The organism is Gordonia sihwensis NBRC 108236 (genome assembly GCF_000333035.1).
Lineage (GTDB): Bacteria > Actinomycetota > Actinomycetes > Mycobacteriales > Mycobacteriaceae > Gordonia > Gordonia sihwensis.
Genome location: NZ_BANU01000047.1, coordinates 1 through 20993 on the forward strand (window position 1 = coordinate 1; position 20993 = coordinate 20993).

A 20993-nucleotide genomic window follows, 5' to 3' on the forward strand; every position below is an offset into this window, starting at 1 on the left:
ACGTAGAGGGCACACACGACTGTGACCAGCACATAAGTGCTGGTCACGACGTCGGGCTGACAGGATTTGAACCTGCGACCACTTGACCCCCAGTCAAGTGCGCTACCAAACTGCGCCACAGCCCGTCTGCTCCGCCTGGCGAAGCGAATTCACCTTAGCTCACCCGACGGCCAGACTGCTAATCGCCTGCGTACGGCTACTTTTCGGCGCGCTGACGGTCGACCGCAATCCAGACTGCGGAGACGATCAGAGCTCCGATGATGGAGCCGATGATGCCGCTGGGACGGAACTCGATGCCGTCGCCGGCGATCAAGCTGATCAAGAGGCCGCCCACGAATGAGCCGATGAGGCCCGAGGCCAGAGCCATGCCCCAGTTGAGCCCCTTGCGACCGGTTCCGAGGATCAGTTAGGCGGCAGCACCGATGAGCATGCCCCAGAGGACGATTCCGATGATCAACATGCCGGAATTGTGTCACAGCGCCTGAGCACCACTCGTACTCAGGCCGCTGTGGGCACGTCGTTACTTCTTTCGGTCGCGCTTGTCGCGCACACGGACGTTGATCCGCACGGGCGAACCGTCGAAGCCGAACCGCTCGCGCAGTTTCCGCTCCAGGAAGCGCCGGTACCCCGCCTCCAGGAAGCCTGTGGTGAACAGCACGAAGGTCGGAGGTCTGGTCGCGGCCTGCGTGGCGAACATGACACGCGGCTGCCGCCCTCCGCGCACCGGCGGCGGCGTGGCGGCGATGATCTCCTTGAGCCACGAGTTGAGCTGACCGGTGGAGATGCGCTTGTCCCACGACTCCAGCGCGCCCTCGAGCGCGGGAACCAGCTTCTGGACGCTCCGCCCGGTCATCGCCGAGATGTTGACCCGCCGTGCCCACGGCACACGCGCCAATTCACGGTCGATCTCGTTGTCGAGCTCGTAGCGGCGGTCCTCGTCGACGAGGTCCCACTTATTGAACACGACGACGAGCGCACGACCGCTGTCGACGATCATCGACAGCACGCGCAGGTCCTGCTCGGTGATCGTCTGACTGGCATCGATCAGCAGCAGAGCCACCTCGGCCGAGTCCAGTGCCGCACGGGTCCGCAGCGACGCGTAGTACTCGTGCCCGGTGGCGTTCCGCACCTTGCGGCGCAATCCGGCGGTGTCGACGAACTGCCACGGCTTGCCGCCCAGTTCGATCAACTCGTCGACGGGGTCGACGGTGGTGCCCGCGACGTTGTCGACCACAGCGCGTTCCTCGCCGGCCAACTTGTTCAGCAGCGAGCTCTTACCGACGTTCGGTTTTCCGACGAGCGCGACACGCCGCGGACCGCCGACGGCGAATCGTTCGCGCGGCGACTCCGGCAGAACCTCGAGGATCTTGTCCAGGAGATCTCCGGTACCGCGGCCGTGCGCAGCCGAAATGGTGTGCGGCTCCCCCAGCCCGAGCGACCACAGCGATGCAGCCTCGGCTTCCATCCGCTCAGAGTCGACCTTGTTCGCCGCCAGCAGTACCGGGGTCTTCGACCGCCGCAGCACACGGGCCACGGCCTCGTCGGTGGCAGTGGCGCCGACGGTGGCGTCCACGACGAGGACGATCGCGTCAGCCGTGCGCATCGCGTACTCGGCCTGGGCGGCGATCGCCAGGCCCATCCCCTTGGCATCCGGCTCCCAGCCACCGGTGTCGGTGACCATGAACTGGCGGCCGATCCAGTCGGCCTTGTACGACACACGGTCGCGCGTGACACCCGGAACGTCTTCGACGACCGCCTCACGACGACCGAGAATGCGGTTCACCAAGGTCGACTTGCCGACGTTGGGCCGTCCCACGATCGCGACCACCGGCAGTGCGGCGCTCTCTCCCGCGGCGTCGTCGGTCACGAAATCGGACAGGTCCCAATCGCCCTCGTCCGACCATGTGCCGTCGCCGGCCAGGTTGGGGTCGGCGAACTCGGTGGAGAAATCGTCACTCATGGGCGGACTCCGATCCGCTCGGCGACCAGCTCGGCGAGCCGGTCGATCACTTGCTCAAGGGTCATGTCGCTGGTGTCGACCAGCACCGCGTCGTCGGCCGCGCGCAGCGGCGACACCGCTCGGGTCGAATCCAGATGGTCGCGACGGTTCACGCTGTCGAGGACCTCGGAGAGAATGCTCTCGCGGCCGGCAGCGAGATTCTGCCGGTGACGCCGCTCGGCCCGGGCCTCGGGCGTCGCGGTCAGGAACACTTTGAGTGCGGCGTCCGGGAACACCACGGTGCCGATGTCACGTCCTTCGACGACCAGGTACGCGTCGTCGGCGTGCGCGCGCTGCAGTTCGACGAGCTTCTCGCGCACCCGCGGGTTCGCCGACACCGCGGACACCGCCGCGGTGACCTCGTCGGTGCGGATCTCTCGGGAGACGTCTTCACCGTCGAGGAACACCTGGGTGTCCCCCGCGTCGTCGCCGCCGACCGTCAGCCGGATATCGGCGGCGTCGACGATGTCGCCGACCTCGTCACCGTCGGGCCGAACTCCCGCCCGCAGGACGGCGAGCGTCGCGGCACGGTACATCGCGCCGGTGTCGAGCATGTGGGCCCCGATACGGGACGCCAGCTTGCCCGAGACCGTCGATTTGCCGGTTCCCGCGGGGCCGTCGATCGCGACGACCCTCATCGACTCAGCAGCACTCGGTTCGCTGACGCCGGTCACATTCCCACCGCCTTGTACAGCGCGCCGATCTCCTTGTTGTCGAGGACGCGCAGGCTGCCGGGACGCTGCTTGCCGAGCGCCACCGGACCGATGTCGGTACGGACCAGTCGTGTCACGGGGAAACCGACCTCGGCGAGCAGGCGACGCACGACTCGCTTGCGCCCTTCGTGCAGGGTCAGCCGGATCAACGACTTGCCCTGATTCACCTCCAGGAGCGCGAACGAGTCGACGCTCACCGGGCCGTCCTCGAGCTCCACTCCCCGACGCAGCTCTCGACCGAGACCGCGGTTGACCTCGCCGCGCACCGTCGCCAGGTACGTCTTCGGCACCTCGTACGACGGGTGCATCAGGCGATGCGCGAGCTCGCCGTCGTTGGTGAGCAGGAGCAGTCCTTCGGTGTCGGCGTCGAGCCGCCCGACGTGGAAGAGGCGCTGACCGGCCATCACACGCTCGGCGACGATGTCACCGATGCAGGGTCGGCCGTGCTCGTCGCTCATCGTGGAGTGCCAGCCCTTGGGCTTGTTCAGCGCCAGGTACTGCTTGGACTCGTCGATGACGACGCGGGCGCCGTCGACCTTGATGATCGCGGTGTTCGGGTCGATCCGCAGTCCCTGCTCGACGACCACTTCGCCGTCGACCTCGACACGTCCGGCGGCGATCAGTTCCTCGGCGCCTCGACGGGAGGCGACGCCCGCCGCCGCGAGGACCTTCTGCAGTCGCATCCCGTCGGAGACGTAGATGACGCCGTCGCCCTCCACCTCAGCCACCTGGTGGCGGGCGGGTTTGGAGTTGTTGAGGCGGATCTTGCCCGACTCGACGTCGACGCGGGAGCTGCCTTTGCGATGCGGCTTGCGGCTCGACGGCTGCTGTCCCGGACCACCCCGTTTGGCCGGCGCGCCGCGCTTGCCCGAGGGAGCGCCCTTCTTGCCTGCCGCGTTCTTGCCGCGTGCATTCTGTTTGTCCGACGACGAGCGGTTGGTCCCGCTCCCTCGTCGCTTTCCCGGTGTGCCGTCTCGGCTAGCGGATGCCATGAAGTGTCCTTCGACTGTATTGATTTTCAGGTGGTGTCACGGCCCGAGGCGGCTCAGCCCTCATCGGCCTCCGCCAATGCCTGCGCCGAGACATCAACATTCGATTGTGCCTGGCCACCGCCCAGTTTGGCGAATCGCGGATCGTCGAGGAGTTCCTCGCCGAGGTCGTCGATCACGTCGACGCCCGGAAGCAGGGGTGCGATGTCGGGCAGATCACTCAAGGACGCGAGACCGAGCCGCTCGAGAAAGAGCTCGGTGGTGACATACAGCGTGCCGTTCGTCGTCTCGTCGGTCCCGGCCTCGCTGATGAGCCCGCGTGCGAGCAGTGTCCGCACCACTCCGTCGACGTTGACTCCGCGGATCGCGCTCACGCGAGCACGGGTGACGGGTTGCCGGTAGGCGACCACGGCGAGCGTTTCGAGCGCCGCTCGCGTCAGCTTGCTCCGCGTGCCGTCGAGCAGCAGCTTCTCGACGTAGGGCGCGTAGTCGGAACGGGTGTAGAAGCGCCATCCGTCGCCGGCGAAGCGAAGGTCGATCCCACTGCCTGCCGCGGTGAGGTCGGCGCTCATCCGCCGAAGCATCTGCCGGACGCGTGTGCGGTCCTGACCGACAGCGGACGAGAGTTCGTCCACCGTGGCCGGCGTGTCGACGACGAGGAGCACCGCTTCCAGAGCGGCCCGCAACTCGTCGTCTTCCAGGTGATCGCCCTCGTCGATGCCGGCGTCCATGTCGGGTTCGTCCGTCCGCCCATGATCGCTCGTCATCCCCGGTTCTGTCGTCATCCGTAGTCCTCCGACTTCTCGATGTCGATCTCCTGTGCTTCGCGGTCGCCGGTCCAACAGACTTTGAGCTCACCGAGCGCCTCCAGCTGCTCGAACTGCACCGCGCGCTCCCGATACAGCTCGAGCAATCCCAGGAACCGGGCCACCACCTCGAGTCCGTTCGCGCACTCTGCCACCAATGCCCCGAACGTCAACCACTGACCATCGGCCGCGGTGAGCAGTTCGGTGAGCCGTTTGGCCTGTTCGGGCACCGACACCGTGGATCCGTGCAGATGGTCGAGCCCGACGGTCGGTTTCGGCTTCGGTACGACGGCCGCCGCAGCGATCTCCGCGAATCGCTGCGGATTCACGCCCAGATCCACCTCGGGCAGGAGATCTTCGAACCTCGCCTCCAGCGAAACAGCGCGCGGATACCGTTGCAGCGCTGCCGCCTCCAGTTCGCCGAACAGGACGGCGACCTGCTTGTAGGCACGGTACTGCAGAAGCCTCGCGAACAGGAGGTCGCGGGCTTCGAGCAGCGCCAGGTCTTCGGGGTCCTCCACCTCGCCGGAGGGCAGCAACCGCGCGGCTTTGAGATCGAGCAGGGTTGCGGCGATCACCAGGAACTCAGTGGTCTGTTCGAGGTCGGCCTCGGCGCCCAGCGCCTTGGTGTATGCGATGAAATCGTCGGTCACCACGTGGAGCGCCACCTCTGTGACGTCGAGGCGGTGCTGGCTGATCAGGTTGAGCAGTAGGTCGAACGGCCCGGAGAAGTTGGCGAGGCGGACCTGGAAGCCGTCGCTCCGCCCGCCCGCCTCGGCGTCTGCCGTCTCCGGGCCGGAGGTCGCGGGCCCGTCGCCGACGGGGGTCAGAGTCTCCTCGGTCCCGGTCACGCCTGAGTCTCGTTGCGGGCGATCACCTCACGTGCGAGGTCGCGATACGCTTTCGCCCCCGACGACTTCGGCGCCCATGACGTGATCGGCTCACCGGCGACCGACGTCTCCGGGAACCGCACGGTTCGGTTGATGACGGTGTCGTACACGGCGTCGCCGAACACCTCGACCACGCGGGCCATCACTTCCCGCGAGTGCAGAGTGCGCTGGTCGAACATGGTGACCAGGATGCCCCCGAGTTCGAGCTTGGGGTTGAGTCGGTCGTGAACCTTCTCGATGGTGTCGGTGAGAAGTGCGAGCCCGCGAAGGCTGAAGTACTCGCACTCCATGGGAATCACGACGTTGTCGGCGCACGCCAGCGCGTTCACGGTGAGCAGGCCGAGCGACGGCTGACAGTCGATGAGGATGTAGTCGTAGCGGTCGGCCACCGGGTGCAGCGCACGGGCGAGCGCCTGTTCGCGCCCGACCTCGGTGACGAGCTGGATCTCGGCCGCCGACAGATCGATGTTCGACGGGAGCAGATCGAGTCCGTCGACGCGGGTGCGCATGAGGACGTCGTCGGTCGCCGCGTACGGAGGGACCAGGAGGTTGTGGACCGTCTCTTCGAGTTCATGGTGCGCCACCCCGAGACCGGCGGACAGCGCCCCCTGCGGGTCGAGGTCGACGAGGAGTACGCGTCGACCGCATTCGGCAAGTGCGGCACCCAGATTGATCGTCGAGGTGGTTTTGCCGACGCCGCCCTTCTGGTTGCACATCGCGACGATGACCGCCGGGCCGTGCTTCTCGCGGGGCGCGGGGTCTGGAATGTCGCGGTAGGGGCGTCCCGTCGGCCCGAGCTTGTCCGCCGGCACGTCGAGTTGACCCTGCTGTGCTTTGCCGCGGGGGTTGGATGCACTCACCTGTTCGATGCTCCTCCCCGGTTGTGCACGCTGCGAAACTGGTCGTCTCGATCCTAATGTGTCGAGACGGACGTCCACGGCAGGCACTCCGCAGACCTGCTGCACCCGGCCGGTCCGTTCATGATCGCCCGACGTCGCAGCAGCAATCGGCGGCGTCGGAGTGTCGGCCGAGTCCTCAACCTCGCCTTGAGACTGAAGCCGACCGCCCGTCGGCGGCCGAACGGGATAGCCGTCCCGACAGTGCGATTCACAGCCTCGGTTGCGGCAACGGCGGCGGCTGGGGTTCGTGGCCCGGGAGCAGTTCAGCGTGGTGGATCTGGTTGATCCGCCATCGTCGGGCGGTGCGGTTGTCGCTCGGTCGCCAGGCGGCTCTGCCGGCGTGGGGTCCGTCGATCAGGATCATCGTCTGCCACTGGCCGCGGCGGGGGCCGACGGAGCGGTTGTGACGCCCGCATGCGGCGCCGAGGTGGTCGATGTCGGTGGGGCCGCCGTCGGCCCAGTCGGGGAAGTGATGGGCCTGCGTCCGGGTGAACGGGGCGTCGCAGCCGGGGGCGGTGCAGCCGCGGTCGCGGGCGAAGAGCATCAACCGCTGCGCCCGCGACGCCAGCCGCCGACCCCGACCGAGATACAACGCCTGCCCGGTATGACCGGAGAAGACCGCCAGATGCGGAGTCGCGGCGGCGGCCACCTCGATCAACTCCGCCACCGGCACCCGAGTCCCGGTCGCGGTCAACGCCACCCCCGCCCGCTCGGCCAACTCCCGGTCGGTGACGGTGATGACCAGATCACCCGACCGCCGACCACCCCCAACACCACTGCGGGAGGCGCGCAGCAGCGCCTGCAGACCATCGTGGGTGCGCTGCCCCGGAGTGCGAGTATCACGCTCCACCGCGGCCGCCAGAGCGGCCGGGTCGGCCGACTCCACCGTCCCGGACGGGGAGTCCGGGTCGTCGGGGTTGTTCATCCCCGGCGCCGCCCACGACGGCAGTGCCGCCTCCATCTCCGCGCGCAGGGCCGGGGTCAGATACCCGCGGACTTTGCTCATCAACCGCAGATCCTGGGGCAGGATCGTGAAGCCGCGCAGGCGTTTGCGGTCGCGTTCGTCGGTGACGGTCCCGTCCGGATCCAGATGCGCCAGCAGTCGGATGCCGGCGGTGCGGACACCGGCCGGACTCAACTCGCGCGCGACCCACGCCAACTGCACCTCGGCCCGCGCTCGGGTGTCGGCGTCGATGGCGGTGGGGATCTTGTCCATCACGGCGTCGATCTCGCGGACGTGGTCGGCACCGATCGCACCCTCGCCCACCGCGACAGCAGTCGCCGGCAGCACCGGCGGGCGGGTTTGGCCTTGCAGGTCGGTGAACCGCCCGATCCCGGCGGCGCTGACGCGTCGGCGGCGGGCGGCACCGTCACCGAGCCGCAACCCCTGCGCCAAATACTGATGCACCGACAGGTACCCGACCTTGCGGTAGGCGCCGCGGTCGGAGACCTCCACCAACGCCGCGGCGTCGACACCGTCGAGACGACGATGCGTACGCTCGAGCGTCTCGACGGTTTCCAGCAGGGCGTCTTCGGTCACCGCGGACAGCGGCAGGGACGCGAACTTGGTCGCCGCAGCCTCCAACAGCCGCGCGAGAGCGGCCGGATCGTCCGGCAGCAGCACCTCCGACGTGACCATCGAACCCACCCCCTCCAACCCGCACAATGCCCGAGAACACTTCTGCTGTGCTTCTATGTTCGAATCATACGGCCGACCTCTGACAAAACAGTCGGCGCTCGCCTGAGCTCGCGCACTCGTCGTCGTAGTCTGCGAACCATGAACGACTACGGTCTCGACCTTCGTTTCGGCGTCTTCGTCACAGGTACGTCAAAGGCACCTCAGCAGGCCGTCGACCTGGCTCTGACCGCCGAAGACGCCGGCATCGACATGGTGACGATCCAGGACCACCCGTACCAACCGGCGTTCCTCGACACCTGGACCCTGCTGAGCTTCATCGCCGCGCGGACCGAGCGCGTGATTCTGTCCGGAAACGTCCTCAACCTCCCGCTGCGGCCTCCCGCTGTTCTCGCCCGCGCCGCTGCGAGCCTCGATCTGCTCTCCGCCGGTCGATGCGAGATCGCACTGGGTGCAGGCGGCTTCGTCGACGCGATCGCGGCGATGGGAGGTCCGCGTCGCACCCCCGGAGAAAGCCGTCGTGCACTGGACGAGGCGATCGACGTGATGCGCGCGATCTGGGACACCTCGGCCCGCGGCGGCGTTCATCTCAGCGGTGACTTCTACCAGGTGGACGGCGCCAAACGCGGCCCGGCGCCCGCCCACCCGATCGGCATCACCGTCGGCGCGTACAAACCGCGCATGCTCCGACTCGTCGGCCGCAAATGCGACGGCTGCCTGCCGTCGCTCAGCTATCTGCCGAACGGGGTCAGCGATCTGACCTCGATGAATGCCGTGATCGACGCAGCCGCGATCGACGCCGGCCGTGACCCCTCGGCTATCCGGCGATACCTGAACGTCGGCGGTCACTTCAACGACGCTCGCGGAGATCTGCTCAGCGGTCCGCCGGCATCCTGGGTGGACGAGCTCGCCGGTCTCACCCGCGACTACGGCATCACCGGGTTCATCTTCGCGACGGACGACGCGGCCGAGATCGAGACCATCGGCACCCAGGTGGCACCCGCTGTGCGGGAACTGGTCGCCGAGCACCGGTCGGCGTGAGGGTGGCGAGGGGCGGTACTCAGCGCGCCCGCGGGTGCGCGGTCGCATACACCTCGCGCATCGTGTTGACCGTGACCAGCGTGTACACCTGAGTCGTCGTCACCGACGAGTGACCGAGCAATTCCTGCACCACGCGGACGTCCGCGCCGCCGTCGAGCAGATGCGTGGCGAAACTGTGCCGCAGAGTGTGCGGCGAGACCTCCTTGTCGACACCGGCGCGTTCCGCGGCGTCGACGAGCACCTGCCAGGCACTCTGCCGGGACAGTCTTCCGCCCCGGACGTTCAGGAACAGTGCGGGCGTCGCCCGTTTCACCAACGCCGGCCGGCCGCGCACGAGGTACGCGTCCACGGCGTCGATCGCCGGTCCGCCGACCGGCACGATCCGCTCCTTCCCGCCCTTGCCGCGCAAGACGACCGCGCGGTGCTCCCGATCGAGGTCGTCGAGGTCGAGTGAGGTGACCTCCGAAATCCGGGCACCACAGCTGTAGAGCAGTTCGACGAGCGCTCGATCGCGCAGGCTGCGCGGCCCGTCGCCGGAGCCCGCGGCGTCGAGGATCGCGAGAACATCGTCTACCGGCAACGATTTCGGGAGGCGCCGCGGCGGCTTAGGCGGACGTACCGCATGCGCGACGTCGGATCCGGCCAACCCTTCGGCCGTACAGAATTTGTGAAAGCCACGCGCCGCCACCAGCGTCCGCGCGACCGACGAGTCGGCCAGTCCCGGAACACCGCTGCCAGGGTCCCCGCGCCGCAGTGCGACGAGGAAGTCTCGCACATCCTCCTCGGTGATGGCGGCGATCTCGGAGATTCCGCGCCCGTCGAGAAACGACCGATACCGTTCGAGGTCGCGACGGTAGGAGGCGACGGTGTTGACCGCCGACCCGCGTTCCACCGTGAGATGGTCGAGGTAGCGGGCGATCGCGTCGTCGACGGTCGCGGTGGACATCTGTCGCCGCCCTATCGGCGTGCCGCGAAGGCCGTCGGCTCATCTCGCCACGGTGCGTCCGTGGCGCGGAGTTCCGTACCGCTCGCGTCGGCCGCCGCCGCGGCGAGCACTCCGGACACGGCCGTCGCGTTGACGATCTCGCCCGACAGGCACATCCGCACCGCGTCGGCCAACGGCACCCATTCCAGGACGAGATCCGCCTCCTCGTCCTCACGATCAGCGGCGTGCAACTGATGGAGACTCTCCGCCAGATAGACGCGCAACGCCTCGTCGGTGAACCCCGGAGACACGACGAGGTCGACGAGCACTCGCCACCGGTCCGCAGCCAGATCCGCCTCCTCGGCGAGCTCCCGCTGTGCGGCCGACAACGGCGATTCCTGCGGTCCGCCGTCGAGCAGACCCGCGGGCAGTTCCAGCAACCGGCGTCCGATCGGGTGGCGATACTGCCGCACCATCGCGATCCGACCTTCGTCGTCGCGTGCCACCACGGCGACGGCACCGTGGTGCTCGACCACCTCGCGGCGGGCCGTCCGGCCCCCGGGCATCTCCACCTCGTCGATGCGCAGAGCCAGGATCGCTCCGGTGTACTCGGTCCGCGACGACCGCGTGACGAACTCGTGCGATCCCGGCTCGCTCATCGGCTCAGCACCTCATTCCCCGTCTGCGACGGTCTCGAGGATCTCGACTCCGCTCGCGTCGTAACCTTCCAGCTCCACCGGCAGCCGCACCGCGGTCTTGTACTTCAACGCGGCCTCGATGAACGCCTTGAACAACGGGTGCGGGCGAGTGGGACGGCTCTTGAGCTCCGGATGCGCCTGCGTGGCGACCAGGAACGGATGGACGTCCTTCGGATATTCGACGAACTCGACGAGCTTGCCGTCCGGCGACGTGCCCGAGAACACCAGACCGGACTCGGCGATCTTGTCCCGATAGGCATTGTTGACCTCGAAGCGGTGGCGGTGCCGCTCGCTCACCTCGGTGGCGCCGTACGCCCGCGCCACCTGAGATCCCGGGATCAGCGTGGCCGGGTACGCGCCCAGCCGCATCGTCCCGCCGAGGTCCGCATCGCCCGCCACGGCCGCTTCCTGATCCGCCATCGTCGCAATGACCGGCGAAGGGGTGTCGGGATCGAACTCGGTGGAACTGGCATCGGCCAGTCCCGCCTGCCGCGCGGCCTCGATCACGACGCACTGCAGACCGAGGCACAGTCCCAGCAGCGGGATCCCGTTCTCCCGCGCGTACTTGATGGCACCCAGCTTGCCCTCGATCCCGCGGATCCCGAACCCGCCGGGCACCAGAACCGCGTCGACGTCGCGCAGGGCCGCGTGCGCACCCTCGTAGGTCTCGCAGTCGTCCGACGGAACCCAGGAGATCTCGGTGCGCGTGTGGTGGGCGAAACCGCCAGCACGGATCGCCTCGGTGACCGACAGATACGCGTCCGGCAGGTCGATGTACTTGCCGACCAACGCGATCCGCACCGTCTCGCGCGGCGAATGGACCCGGTCGAGGAGATCGCCCCACACGGTCCAGTCGACGTCGCGGAAGGGCAGTCCCAGCTGACGGACCACGTAGGCGTCGAGTTGCTCCGAGTGCAGCACCTTGGGGATGTCGTAGATCGACGGTGCGTCCGGCGTCGAGATGCATCCGTCGATGTCGACGTCGCACATCAGGGCGATCTTCTTCTTGAGCGCCTCCGGCACGGGCCGATCGCACCGCAGGATCAGTGCGTCGGGCTGGATGCCGATGCTCCGCAGCGCCGCCACGGAATGCTGGGTCGGCTTGGTCTTCAGCTCGCCGGAGGGCGCCAGGTACGGAACCAGGGAGACGTGCAGGAAGAAGACGTTGTCGCGCCCGAGGTCGTGGCGGATCTGCCGGGCCGCTTCGATGAACGGCTGCGACTCGATGTCGCCGACGGTTCCGCCGATCTCCGTGATGACGACGTCCGGCTCCTCGCCGTCGGCGTCGGGGTCGTGCATCGCCATCATCCGCGATTTCAGCTCGTCCGTGATATGCGGAATCACCTGCACGGTGTCGCCGAGGTACTCACCGCGGCGTTCCTTCGCGATGACGGTCGAGTACACCTGGCCGGTGGTCACATTCGCCGATCCGGACAGATTGCGGTCGAGGAAGCGCTCGTAATGACCGATGTCCAGGTCGGTCTCGGCGCCGTCCTCGGTGACGAAGACCTCGCCGTGCTGGAACGGATTCATCGTGCCCGGATCGACGTTCAGGTACGGATCGACCTTCTGCATCGTCACCCGCATACCGCGGGCGGTCAGGAGCTGGCCGAGGCTCGAGGCCGTCAGACCTTTGCCGAGTGACGAGGCGACACCGCCGGTCACGAAGATGTGCTTTGCTCCGGCGCGCTGGTCACGCAATGATCGCAATTTTTCTCCCGTCGGGCGGTTCAAGCCTCTGCGAAATCTTGAATACCTACGGGACTTCAGCCTAACAGCATCGGCGCGGAATGCCGCTACGAGCAGCCGACTCCACCGTCGCCGGGAGTGTCGCGGCTCCGGTCACTTCGAGGGAGCAGCTCCCACCGTGATCGCCGTCGCACCCGGTCCGGTGCCGTACGCGCCGGTGCGGCCGTCGGTCTCATCGCCGAGAGCGAGCACCGTGGTCAGCTGACCGGTCTGTTGGTCGACGTTGTCGACGGTGCTGACGGCATTGTTCAGCGACGGGTCGGACCGGACCACACCGATCGGTGAACCGCCCTCGGCGGAACCGGACCGCCCGGCGAGTACGCCACCGGAACCGCGTGCCGCCATCGCTGCGGAGAACCTGCCGACGAACTGCCCCTGCGCACCGGAGTCCGACGACATCTCCCCGCCCGTCACGACCAGCACCAAGTCGGCCGGCCGCACCGCACCGTCCGGATACTCGAGGAACCCGGCCTGCCGAAGCGTCTGAAGTGCGGTGGACCGATCACTGTCCGACGCGGGCGCCTGTCCGGGCCGGGTCAGAAGTGCGGTGCCCAGCAGATCACCGAGCCGCGAGCCCGAATCGGTGTACTCCACGCGCAGCTGAGCGCCGGCAGGGATCGATTGGTCGACGACGGTGCGCAGCTTGGACGCCTGCTCGTCGCGGACCAGCGCGGTGGTCAACGCGATCTGGCCGGTCACCGTGCCTCCCGCACCGTTGACCAGCCCCTTCAGCGCTTCCACATCGCCGTCGGCGGCGTCGGGCGCGGTGACGATGAGCACGCCGCGCTTGTTCAGAACACCCTTCGTCAGTTCGGGACCGATCGCCTTGATGAAGGCGGTGTCGTTCCCGACCTCTTTGTCGAGGGCATCGCGCTCGTCTTGCAGCTTCCCGATTCTGTCGCGATCGGTGCCGGTCAGGGCATTCACTCGGTCACCGATGAACCCGGAACCGAGGAACAGGCCCAGAGTCAGAGCCAAGAAGACTGCGATCAGCGAAACGGCGTGCTGGCGCAAAGAGATCATTTGGTATTCCACACACTGCTGACCCAATCGGTCAGCGAGTGCCACTGGTCGACCATCCAGTCGCTGGCGGCTGCCCCGCCGCCCTGGGTGATCACAACCGCCACGATGATCGCGATCAGTGCCGCGACCATCAGCATGGCGATCAACGTTCCGCTGATCCGACTGCGGTACAGCGTGGCGACAGCCTTCGCATCCACCAACTTCGCTCCGACCTTCAGTCGCGTGAGGAAGCGCGAAGGGATCTGGTCACGCATCGTGCGGTCGAAGAAGTCGTTCATCGAGCCGCTGAGTCCGGCGGTCACGATCAGGTCGGCACCGTGGTAGTCGGCCAGCAGGAGCGCGAGGTCCGGCGCCGACCCGGCGGCCGGGAAGGTGGTGGCGCCGATGCCGAGATCCTGGATCCTCTCCAGGCCCGGTGCGTGGCCATCGGGGTCGGCCGGCAGAACCACCTCGGCGCCGGACTTGAGCGTCTCAGTGCGGATGTCGTCCGGGTCCCCGACGATGAGGGCCGGGCGGTAACCGGCCTTGATCAAGGTGTCCGCACCGGCGCCGACGCCGACGAGCACCGGTTGGTATTCCTTGATGAAGGGTTTGAGCGATTTGAGGTCTGCGGCGCGGTCGGAGCCGTCGGCCACGATCACGACATGCCTGCGGTCGAATTTGACGTTCACCTTCGGCACGCCGACGCCGTCGATCAGCAGCGGCGACTCGCTGCGGATGAACTCGATCGTGTTGCCGGAGAAGGCTTCGAGATGATCGACGAGGCCGGTCTTCGCGTCGAGCATCAGGTCGGCGATCTCGCGTTCGCCGAGTTCCTGACCTCGAGCGATGACGCGTTCACCGATGTACAGCTTGCCCTCGTTGAGGCGTACCTTGGTGCCGTCCTTGACTCGCGAGAACACTTCGCTGCCGACGTTGTCGATCAGCGGGATGCCGGAAGCCGCGAGCACTTCGGGACCGAGGTTCGGGTATCGGCCGGTGATCGACTGCGAGACGTTCACCACCGCCGCGACCTCGGCCTCCACCAGCGCGTCAGCGGTGACCCGGTCCAGGTCGACCTGGTCCAGGATCACGACCGCACCGTGGTCGACTCGGTTGACGAGGCGTTTGACGTCCTTGTCGATCCGGGCGATGCCGGTGAGTCCGGGGAGTGCTTCGGTGTTCCGCGAGAGCAGGGCTGGCATCCTCATGGGTCCCATAGTGACCTTCAGGCACATCAGTCACACGGAGGCGCGCCGTATCAATATCAACTTTCGTCACACTGGAAACACTCGCCTCCGTCGGCGAAACAATGGCGGCTCCCCGTCAGGAATCCGCGCGCGCCCGCTCCGCGGTGTCGAGGAGTTCCTCCGCATGAGCCCTGCCGGTCTCCGAGTCCCCGAGACCGGCGAGCATTCGGGCGAGCTCCGCGATGCGTTCGTCGCGGTCGAGCATGGTCAGCGTCGAGGTCTGCCTGCCCTTGCTTCCACCACCGGACTTGCCGATCACGAGGTGGTTGTCGGCAAAGGCGGCCACCTGCGGAAGGTGTGTCACCACGATCACCTGATGGCGTCGAGCCAACCGTGCGAGGCGCGCACCGATCTGCACGGCGGCCGCGCCGCCGACGCCGGCGTCGACTTCGTCGAACACCATCACCCCGCCAGAATCCGGCTCGGCCAGAACCACTTCCAACGCGAGCATCACCCGCGACAGTTCGCCTCCCGACGCCGATTTGGCGATCGGCAGAGGCGCCGCGCCCTTATGCGCCACGAGTCCGAATTCGACGCGGTCGGCACCGTCTCCGCCCGCGTGCGCACGCCGTCCGCCGACGTCGATCGCGAGCCGGTCGTCGTCTGCGGGCAGCAGCGAGACCGAGACGGCCAGTGCGCTGCCGCCCATCGCCAAGCCCGCCAGTTCGGCCGAGACCTTGCTCGCGAGGCTCTTGGCCGACTTCGTCCGCACGGTGTGCAGCTTGCCGGCCAGTTCTGCCACCTTGTCCCGCGCGGCCGCGGCCCGAGCCTCGAGTTGTTCGATCGCACCCTCGGGGTCCTCGATCTCGCTCAGGCGTTCACGTGCGTCGTCACGCCAGGCCAGGACGCCGTCGATGTCCGCGGCGTACTTGCGCGTCAACGACTTGAGTTCCGCTTGACGGTTCAGCAGGCCGTCGAGGTCACCCGCGTCGTCCGGCAGGCCTCCGAGAAACGAAGTCAGCTCTGCGCCGAGGTCGGTGACGACCGTCAGTGCTTCGGCGACGCGCGGCTGCAGATCGCGCAATGCGTCGTCGGACGCCGACTCCAACAGCGAGCGGACGGTGCCGAGACCGTCGACCACCGACGCGCCTTCGGCACCCGCCACGATCTCCTGCGCTTGATACGCAGTGGACCTGATCTCCTCGAGATCGGTCATTCTCCGGATCGTCGCGATGAGATCGGTGTCCTCACCGGGCTCGGGTCCGACGGCGTCGATCTCGTCGATCCCGAACCGCAACCGGTCGGCCTCCTGGGCCAACTCTCGGGCGTTGTCACGACGCCGGTCGAGTTCGTCGAGCAGTTCCACCCAGTCCGCGCGCGCCGCGCGGTACTTCTTGAGCATCGAGGCCGCCGACGGACCGGCGTACCGGTCTAACGCGGAGCGCTGCTGCTCCGGCCGGATCAACCGCAACTGATCGTTCTGCCCGTGGATCGCGAGCAGTTCGCCCGTCAGCTGCGCGAGCGTGCCCACGGGAACGGCGCGGCCGCCCAGATGTGCGCGCGAGCGACCATCGGCATTGACCGTCCGCGCCGCGATCAGGGTGTCGTCGTCATCGACGTCGGCACCGGTCTCGTCGAGGACTGCGGCCACCGATGACCGATCCTCGGGAAGGCGGAAGCGGCCTTCGACGATCGCCTTCGCGTCTCCGGTCCGGACACGTCCCGCGTCCGCTCGTGCTCCGGACAGCAGCCGCAGGCTGGTGACGATCATCGTCTTGCCCGCACCCGTCTCACCGGTCAGAACGGTGAATCCGGGATGGAACTGCGCGCTCGCGGATTCGAGCACACCGAGACTGCGGATCGACAGTTCTTCCAGCAACGGGTCTCAGCTCCTTCCCCGCCAGCCGGTGACCGGCAGCGAGAACTTGGTGACGAGTCGGTCGGCGAAGGGCTCCGAGTCGATGCGGACCCAGCGAAGCGAACGCTGCGCCCGCACCACCTCCACCCTGGACCCCGCGGGTACGTCGAAGATCCGGCGGCCATCGCACAAGGCGACGCCGTCGCGCCCCTCGCGGTGGACTTCCACCGCCACGCGCGATCGGGGGCTGGTGACCATCGGGCGGGCGAACAGCGCGTGGGCGTTGCTCGGAACCACGAGGATCGCCTCCAGATCCGGCCACATCACCGGACCGCCGGCGGAGAACGCGTACGCAGTGGAACCGGTGGGCGTGGCGACGAGCAGTCCGTCGGCGCCGTAGGCCGCAACCGGCCGCCCGTCGACCTCGGTGACGAGTTCGAGAACACCGTTGTGCGACGTGTTCTGAATGACGACCTCGTTGAGCACCCAGTCGCGCGCACGGGGCTCATCGCTCCCCGGGTCGATCACCGATACGTCCAGCACCATCCGGTCGACGACCCGGTAGTCGCCGGCGATCAGCAGGTCGAGCACTTCGTCGATCCGGTGCGCCTCCGCCTCCGCGAGGAATCCGATGTGGCCGAGATTGATCCCCATCAATGGGACGCCCGCGGGGTACGCCAGTTCGGCGGCACGCAGGAAAGTGCCGTCTCCGCCGAGCACAAGCACCAATTCACACCCCTGCGCCGACACCGAGTCGGCGTGAGCGACCTCCACATCCGCTCCGGCGTCGCGCAGCATCTCCGGATCGACCGGGTGGGTCTCGACGTTCGGAGGCGGCGGCCGGCGGGTGTCGTGGTCGACGACACGGACCGCGATACCGGCGTCACCGCAGCGCTTCGCGATGGTCAGGAGCGTATCGGTGACCTCGTCACGGCCGGTGTGCGCCACGACCAGGAAGGTCCGGGTACCGTCCGGCGACCCGCTCGATGATGTCATCACCCTCCCCCTCCCTATTGCGGACCGTCGGCGACGGCCTGATCGATCAGAGCGCGGACGCGCGTGGCCTCATCCTGATCCACCCAATCGTGATCGGTACCGTCCGAGCCGATCATCGAGTCAACGGTATCGCCGGGGTGTGACATCTGCTCACTCAGGACCTTCGGCTCCGAAACGACGCCGTCGTCCTTGTGCAACCAGAGGAAGAATTCCACATTGCCGGACGGTCCGGGAAGCGGGCTCGCCACGACCGCTCGAGTGGTGAGCCCGAGAGATGCCGCCATCGCCGCGACGTCCTCGACCGCCTCTGCCCGCAGTCGCGGGTCACGGACCACCCCACCCGCTCCGACACGGTTCTTTCCGACCTCGAACTGCGGCTTCACCATCGGCAACGCGTCGCCCCCGGGGCGGAGACAGCCGGCGAGCGCAGGCAGCACCAGCTTGAGCGAGATGAAGGAGAGGTCTCCGACGATGAGATCGACCGGGCCGCCGATCACTTCCGGCGTGAGATGACGGACGTTGGTCCGATCGTGGACGTGCACCCGCTCGTCGGTCTGCAGCTTCCACACCAGCTGCCCGTAGCCGACGTCGACCGCTTCCACTTCACGAGCACCGCGTCGGAGCAGCACGTCGGTGAAACCGCCCGTGGACGCGCCTGCATCCAGACACCGTTTACCGTCGACGGACACCCCGAGCGGTTCGAATGCGGCGAGGGCGCCGAGCAGCTTGTGCGCCCCGCGGGAGGCCCAGTCGTCGGTCTGCCCTTCAGTCACCACGATCGGCGTGTCCCTGGCGACATTGGTCGCAGGCTTGCTGGCCGGCGTTCCGTTGACTTTGACATTCCCGGCGTCGATCAGCTCGCGGGCCTGCTCGCGGGACCTGGCGAGTCCGCGCCGCACGAGTTCGGCGTCGAGCCGTGCACGAGCAGCCATCATCGGCCTTTCTGTCTAGGGCAACGGATCCTTCTACGGCAGCAGATGCGGTTGCGTTCAGCCACGGCCGGCGTCTTCCAGCGCCGCGGCGAGTCTGTCGTGTGCGCTGGTGAGCAGTTCCGCCTGCCGGGCGAGCGCACCGAGGTCGAGTTCATCATCGGCGGCCGATCGAACCATCTCCGCCTCCTCCAGCAACTGCGCGGCAGCGGCCAGCGCCGGATGCTCTGCCGGGTCTGCGGACGGCGCATTGCGTGCGGCCAGATCCGCGGCGACCGAGGCCGGTGACGGACCGGGGCGGGGTGTATTCGGCTCACTCATGACGAGACCAGGCTAACGCAGCGGTGTCAGTCCGAGGGCGGTGAGAGTCTCCGCCGCCACGTCGTCCTGGGCGGCGATCCGCAGATCGAACGAACCGACGTCGGCAGTCCACACCGCGTGCGCGAGCGCCGCGGCGAGACTCGCCTCGGTTCCCGTCGAACGCGCGGCGACCGCGACGTGCTGGCCGTTGATCTCGATGCTCCACTCGGGACGGGGACCGATCGCGGACTCCGCCGCCGGCTCCTTGAGCGCGTCCAGCCCGGACGCGATGTACGTCGGCCGCTGCCGCGGTTCGGCGGCGAGCAGTTCGGGTCCGCTCGTGACTCCGCCCAGGACGAGCAGACTGTCGATCCCCACGGTGTGCGCGCCTTCGATGTCCGTATCCAGCCGGTCCCCGACCATCAGGGGCCGCTTGCCGTCGGTGCGCGACAGTGCGCCTCGCATGATCGGTGCCGCGGGCTTCCCAGCCACGGTGGGCTCCTGGCCGGTCGCCGAGGCGATCGCCGCTACCATCGATCCGTTTCCGACCATCAGTCCGCGCTCGGTCGGCAGGGTCGAGTCGACGTTGGTCGCCACCCAGGCAGCGCCACGTCGCACCGCCAGGGCGCCCTCAGACAGCTGCGCCCAACCGGTCTCCGGGGAGTGGCCCTGGACGACAGCCGCCGGCTCATCGTCGGCGGAGTCGACCACAGTCAGCCCGCGCGCCCTGATCTCATCGCGAAGAGCATCAGCACCGACGACGAGGACCTTCGAACCCGTCTCGACCGTCTCCGCAACCAGGTCCGCTCCGGCCTGGGCGCTGGTGACCACCTGCTCGGACTTCGCGTCGAACCCCAGTGAGAGGAGATGATCGCGCACCTGCTCGGGACTACGGCTGGCATTGTTCGTGACGAACAGCGCGGTGCCGTGTGTTTGCGCCACCGCCTCGATCGCGCCGGGCAGTGCCGTGGAACCGGTGTACAGAGTTCCATCGAGATCGAGCAGAAGCACGTCGTAGGCATCGCCCAGAGCCACGGAGGCCGACGACGGTTCACTATGGCCGGAGGTCGACGTATCTACGCCCGGTGTGCTCTCGAGCAGGTCCATCAGCCGGAACTCGGCGTCGGTCTGGTCATCGATGTCCGCGGCTGCCGCATTCTGGAACCAGGTCACCGCGTCGGCTCGACGGCCCGCAGCCTCGAGGGCCGAAGCGTAGGCGAAGAACAACCGCGCGGCCTGCGTTCCGGTCCGACCTGGACGCAGGTCCTGATCACTCAGCGCACGCACCGCCGACTCGGGATCTTTCAGGTCGATGAGAGCACCGGCCTTGACCATGGCCATCTCGAGCGCAGCCTCATCGCTGAGATCGCGTGCCTCATCGCTGTCGGCTATCTCGACCGCACGTCGGGGCTGTCCCAGCCCGCGTTCGCTGTCGGCGATCAGCGGCAGCAGCGCATCGCTCCCGCTCATCCTTCGCGCGGCACGCAATTCGGAGATCGCTTCCTGCCATTCCCCGGCCGAGTACGCCACAATGCCCGCGGTCTCGCGGACGACGGCGATCCGTGCGGCCCGAGCCCGAGCGGCACGGGCGTGCGCCAGCGCCTCCTGCGGATCGTCCTCCAGCAACGACGACGCCATCACCAGATGACGTGCGACCCGGTCGGCCGTCGGCTTGTCCAAAGCCGACAGATCCCGCCTGACTTCCGGATCGAGATCCGATGCCGAGACGTCGTCGGGAATCCCGGGTCCGGATGACGCATGGTCGTCCGTCCGTCGCTGCCGCCCGTTTCGCCGGCCGCCCGGATTCCGTCCGCCACCAGTAGTACTCATAACCGTCTAATCTATTCGCCGACCTGCGAACAAGCTAACTGAGAACGAGTGGATGGCCAGCCGCTGGTCCGTACCGAGACACCGCGCCACTGTTTGTGCTGAGTTTCGTTGGCTCAGCAAGCGTGATGAATGGCCATGACGGTGGTACGGCCCCGAGACGGGGCACGATCCGCTGCATTCTCACTTGGTTTCGACTCGCTTCGCTCGCTCAACAAGCCTAAGAGGGTGCGCGCTCAACCAGCCTGCGGGAACCGCTCTCCGACCCCCGGAGGTTTGTCGAGTAGGCGGGTGAGCGTAGCGAGCACGGCGTATCGACACGACTCTGCCCGTCGTGCGGTGGTTTCGACTCGCTTCGCTCGCTCAACCAGCCTAAGGGGGTGCGCGCTCAACCGGCCTGGAAAAGACGGTCCCTCGAGGTTTGTCGAGTAGGTGGGTGAGCGTAGCGAGCACGCCGTATCGAGACCACTCTGCTCGCGTGTGGTGGTTTCGACTCGCTTCGCTCGCTCAACCAGCCTAAGAGGGGTGCGCGCTCAGCCGGCCTGG

Annotated in this window: 19 protein-coding genes and 1 tRNA gene; 1 reads left to right on the top strand and 19 read right to left on the bottom strand. The window is 67.7% G+C overall.

Annotation, left to right across the window (positions count from 1 at the left end; translation table 11 throughout):
• Positions 1 to 51: 51 nt before the first annotated feature.
• From GSI01S_RS19055 to GSI01S_RS19095, 9 genes are all read right to left on the bottom strand, one after another.
• Positions 52 to 125: transfer RNA gene (locus tag GSI01S_RS19055), tRNA-Pro, on the bottom strand.
• Positions 126 to 196: 71 nt separating this feature from the next.
• Complete coding sequence (locus GSI01S_RS19060; RefSeq protein WP_233500193.1) at positions 197 to 406, bottom strand: hypothetical protein; 210 nt, start codon at positions 404 to 406, stop codon at positions 197 to 199.
• 114 nt (positions 407 to 520) lie between these two features.
• On the bottom strand, positions 521 to 1960 hold the full coding sequence (gene der, locus GSI01S_RS19065) for a ribosome biogenesis GTPase Der (protein WP_006898304.1): 1440 nt from the start codon (positions 1958 to 1960) through the stop codon (positions 521 to 523).
• Positions 1957 to 2637 (bottom strand): (d)CMP kinase, encoded by a 681-nt coding sequence (gene cmk / locus GSI01S_RS19070; RefSeq protein ID WP_039868219.1) that lies wholly within the window; start codon positions 2635 to 2637, stop codon positions 1957 to 1959. The genes der and cmk overlap by 4 nt, the downstream gene beginning before the upstream one ends.
• A gap of 32 nt (positions 2638 to 2669) precedes the next feature.
• The gene (locus tag GSI01S_RS19075) at positions 2670 to 3704 is read right to left on the bottom strand and encodes a pseudouridine synthase (RefSeq protein WP_006898306.1); all 1035 of its coding nucleotides are present in this window, start codon (positions 3702 to 3704) and stop codon (positions 2670 to 2672) included.
• A gap of 53 nt (positions 3705 to 3757) precedes the next feature.
• Positions 3758 to 4432, bottom strand: a complete 675-nt coding sequence (gene scpB / locus GSI01S_RS19080) for an SMC-Scp complex subunit ScpB (RefSeq protein ID WP_233500192.1) — start codon at positions 4430 to 4432, stop codon at positions 3758 to 3760.
• A 50-nt stretch (positions 4433 to 4482) separates the two neighbouring features.
• Positions 4483 to 5358: a segregation and condensation protein A gene (locus tag GSI01S_RS19085; RefSeq protein ID WP_006898308.1), complete on the bottom strand. Its 876-nt coding sequence runs from the start codon at positions 5356 to 5358 to the stop codon at positions 4483 to 4485.
• Positions 5355 to 6257: a ParA family protein gene (locus GSI01S_RS19090; protein ID WP_006898309.1), complete on the bottom strand. Its 903-nt coding sequence runs from the start codon at positions 6255 to 6257 to the stop codon at positions 5355 to 5357. Before GSI01S_RS19090 ends, GSI01S_RS19085 begins: the two co-directional genes overlap by 4 nt.
• Positions 6258 to 6504: 247 nt before the next feature.
• Positions 6505 to 7935 (bottom strand): HNH endonuclease signature motif containing protein, encoded by a 1431-nt coding sequence (locus GSI01S_RS19095; RefSeq protein WP_039868221.1) that lies wholly within the window; start codon positions 7933 to 7935, stop codon positions 6505 to 6507.
• A 138-nt stretch (positions 7936 to 8073) separates the two neighbouring features.
• On the opposite strand from GSI01S_RS19095, the gene GSI01S_RS19100 reads away from it, so the two are divergent.
• Positions 8074 to 8973: an LLM class flavin-dependent oxidoreductase gene (locus GSI01S_RS19100; RefSeq protein ID WP_006898311.1), complete on the top strand. Its 900-nt coding sequence runs from the start codon at positions 8074 to 8076 to the stop codon at positions 8971 to 8973.
• Between the two features lie 19 nt (positions 8974 to 8992).
• Here GSI01S_RS19100 and xerD read toward each other — a convergent pair whose 3' ends face one another.
• The 10 genes from xerD to GSI01S_RS19150 all read right to left on the bottom strand — a co-directional run bounded on the left by xerD (position 8993) and on the right by GSI01S_RS19150 (position 20450).
• The gene (gene xerD / locus GSI01S_RS19105) at positions 8993 to 9919 is read right to left on the bottom strand and encodes a site-specific tyrosine recombinase XerD (protein ID WP_006898312.1); all 927 of its coding nucleotides are present in this window, start codon (positions 9917 to 9919) and stop codon (positions 8993 to 8995) included.
• An 11-nt stretch (positions 9920 to 9930) separates the two neighbouring features.
• Positions 9931 to 10557: an NUDIX domain-containing protein gene (locus GSI01S_RS19110; protein WP_006898313.1), complete on the bottom strand. Its 627-nt coding sequence runs from the start codon at positions 10555 to 10557 to the stop codon at positions 9931 to 9933.
• 12 nt (positions 10558 to 10569) lie between these two features.
• A complete protein-coding gene (gene pyrG / locus GSI01S_RS19115) occupies positions 10570 to 12306 on the bottom strand; it encodes a CTP synthase (protein ID WP_006898314.1) in 1737 nt (578 codons plus the stop codon).
• Between the two features lie 132 nt (positions 12307 to 12438).
• Positions 12439 to 13368 carry a copper transporter gene (locus GSI01S_RS19120; protein WP_006898315.1) on the bottom strand — a complete coding sequence of 310 codons (930 nt, stop codon included), beginning with the start codon at positions 13366 to 13368 and terminating at the stop codon, positions 12439 to 12441.
• Entirely contained in the window at positions 13365 to 14558 is a 1194-nt protein-coding gene (steA, locus tag GSI01S_RS19125) for a putative cytokinetic ring protein SteA (RefSeq protein WP_039868216.1), read from the bottom strand. The genes GSI01S_RS19120 and steA overlap by 4 nt, the downstream gene beginning before the upstream one ends.
• A 115-nt stretch (positions 14559 to 14673) precedes the next feature.
• The gene (gene recN / locus GSI01S_RS19130; RefSeq protein WP_006898317.1) at positions 14674 to 16416 is read right to left on the bottom strand and encodes a DNA repair protein RecN; all 1743 of its coding nucleotides are present in this window, start codon (positions 16414 to 16416) and stop codon (positions 14674 to 14676) included.
• Positions 16417 to 16422: 6 nt separating this feature from the next.
• Complete coding sequence (locus GSI01S_RS19135; protein ID WP_006898318.1) at positions 16423 to 17391, bottom strand: NAD kinase; 969 nt, start codon at positions 17389 to 17391, stop codon at positions 16423 to 16425.
• A 14-nt stretch (positions 17392 to 17405) separates the two neighbouring features.
• The gene (locus GSI01S_RS19140) at positions 17406 to 18323 is read right to left on the bottom strand and encodes a TlyA family RNA methyltransferase (protein ID WP_039868223.1); all 918 of its coding nucleotides are present in this window, start codon (positions 18321 to 18323) and stop codon (positions 17406 to 17408) included.
• 57 nt (positions 18324 to 18380) lie between these two features.
• Positions 18381 to 18641 carry a hypothetical protein gene (locus GSI01S_RS19145; protein ID WP_006898320.1) on the bottom strand — a complete coding sequence of 87 codons (261 nt, stop codon included), beginning with the start codon at positions 18639 to 18641 and terminating at the stop codon, positions 18381 to 18383.
• 12 nt (positions 18642 to 18653) lie between these two features.
• Positions 18654 to 20450, bottom strand: coding sequence for an HAD-IIA family hydrolase (locus GSI01S_RS19150; protein WP_039868217.1), 1797 nt, complete (start codon positions 20448 to 20450; stop codon positions 18654 to 18656).
• Positions 20451 to 20993 lie beyond the last annotated feature (543 nt).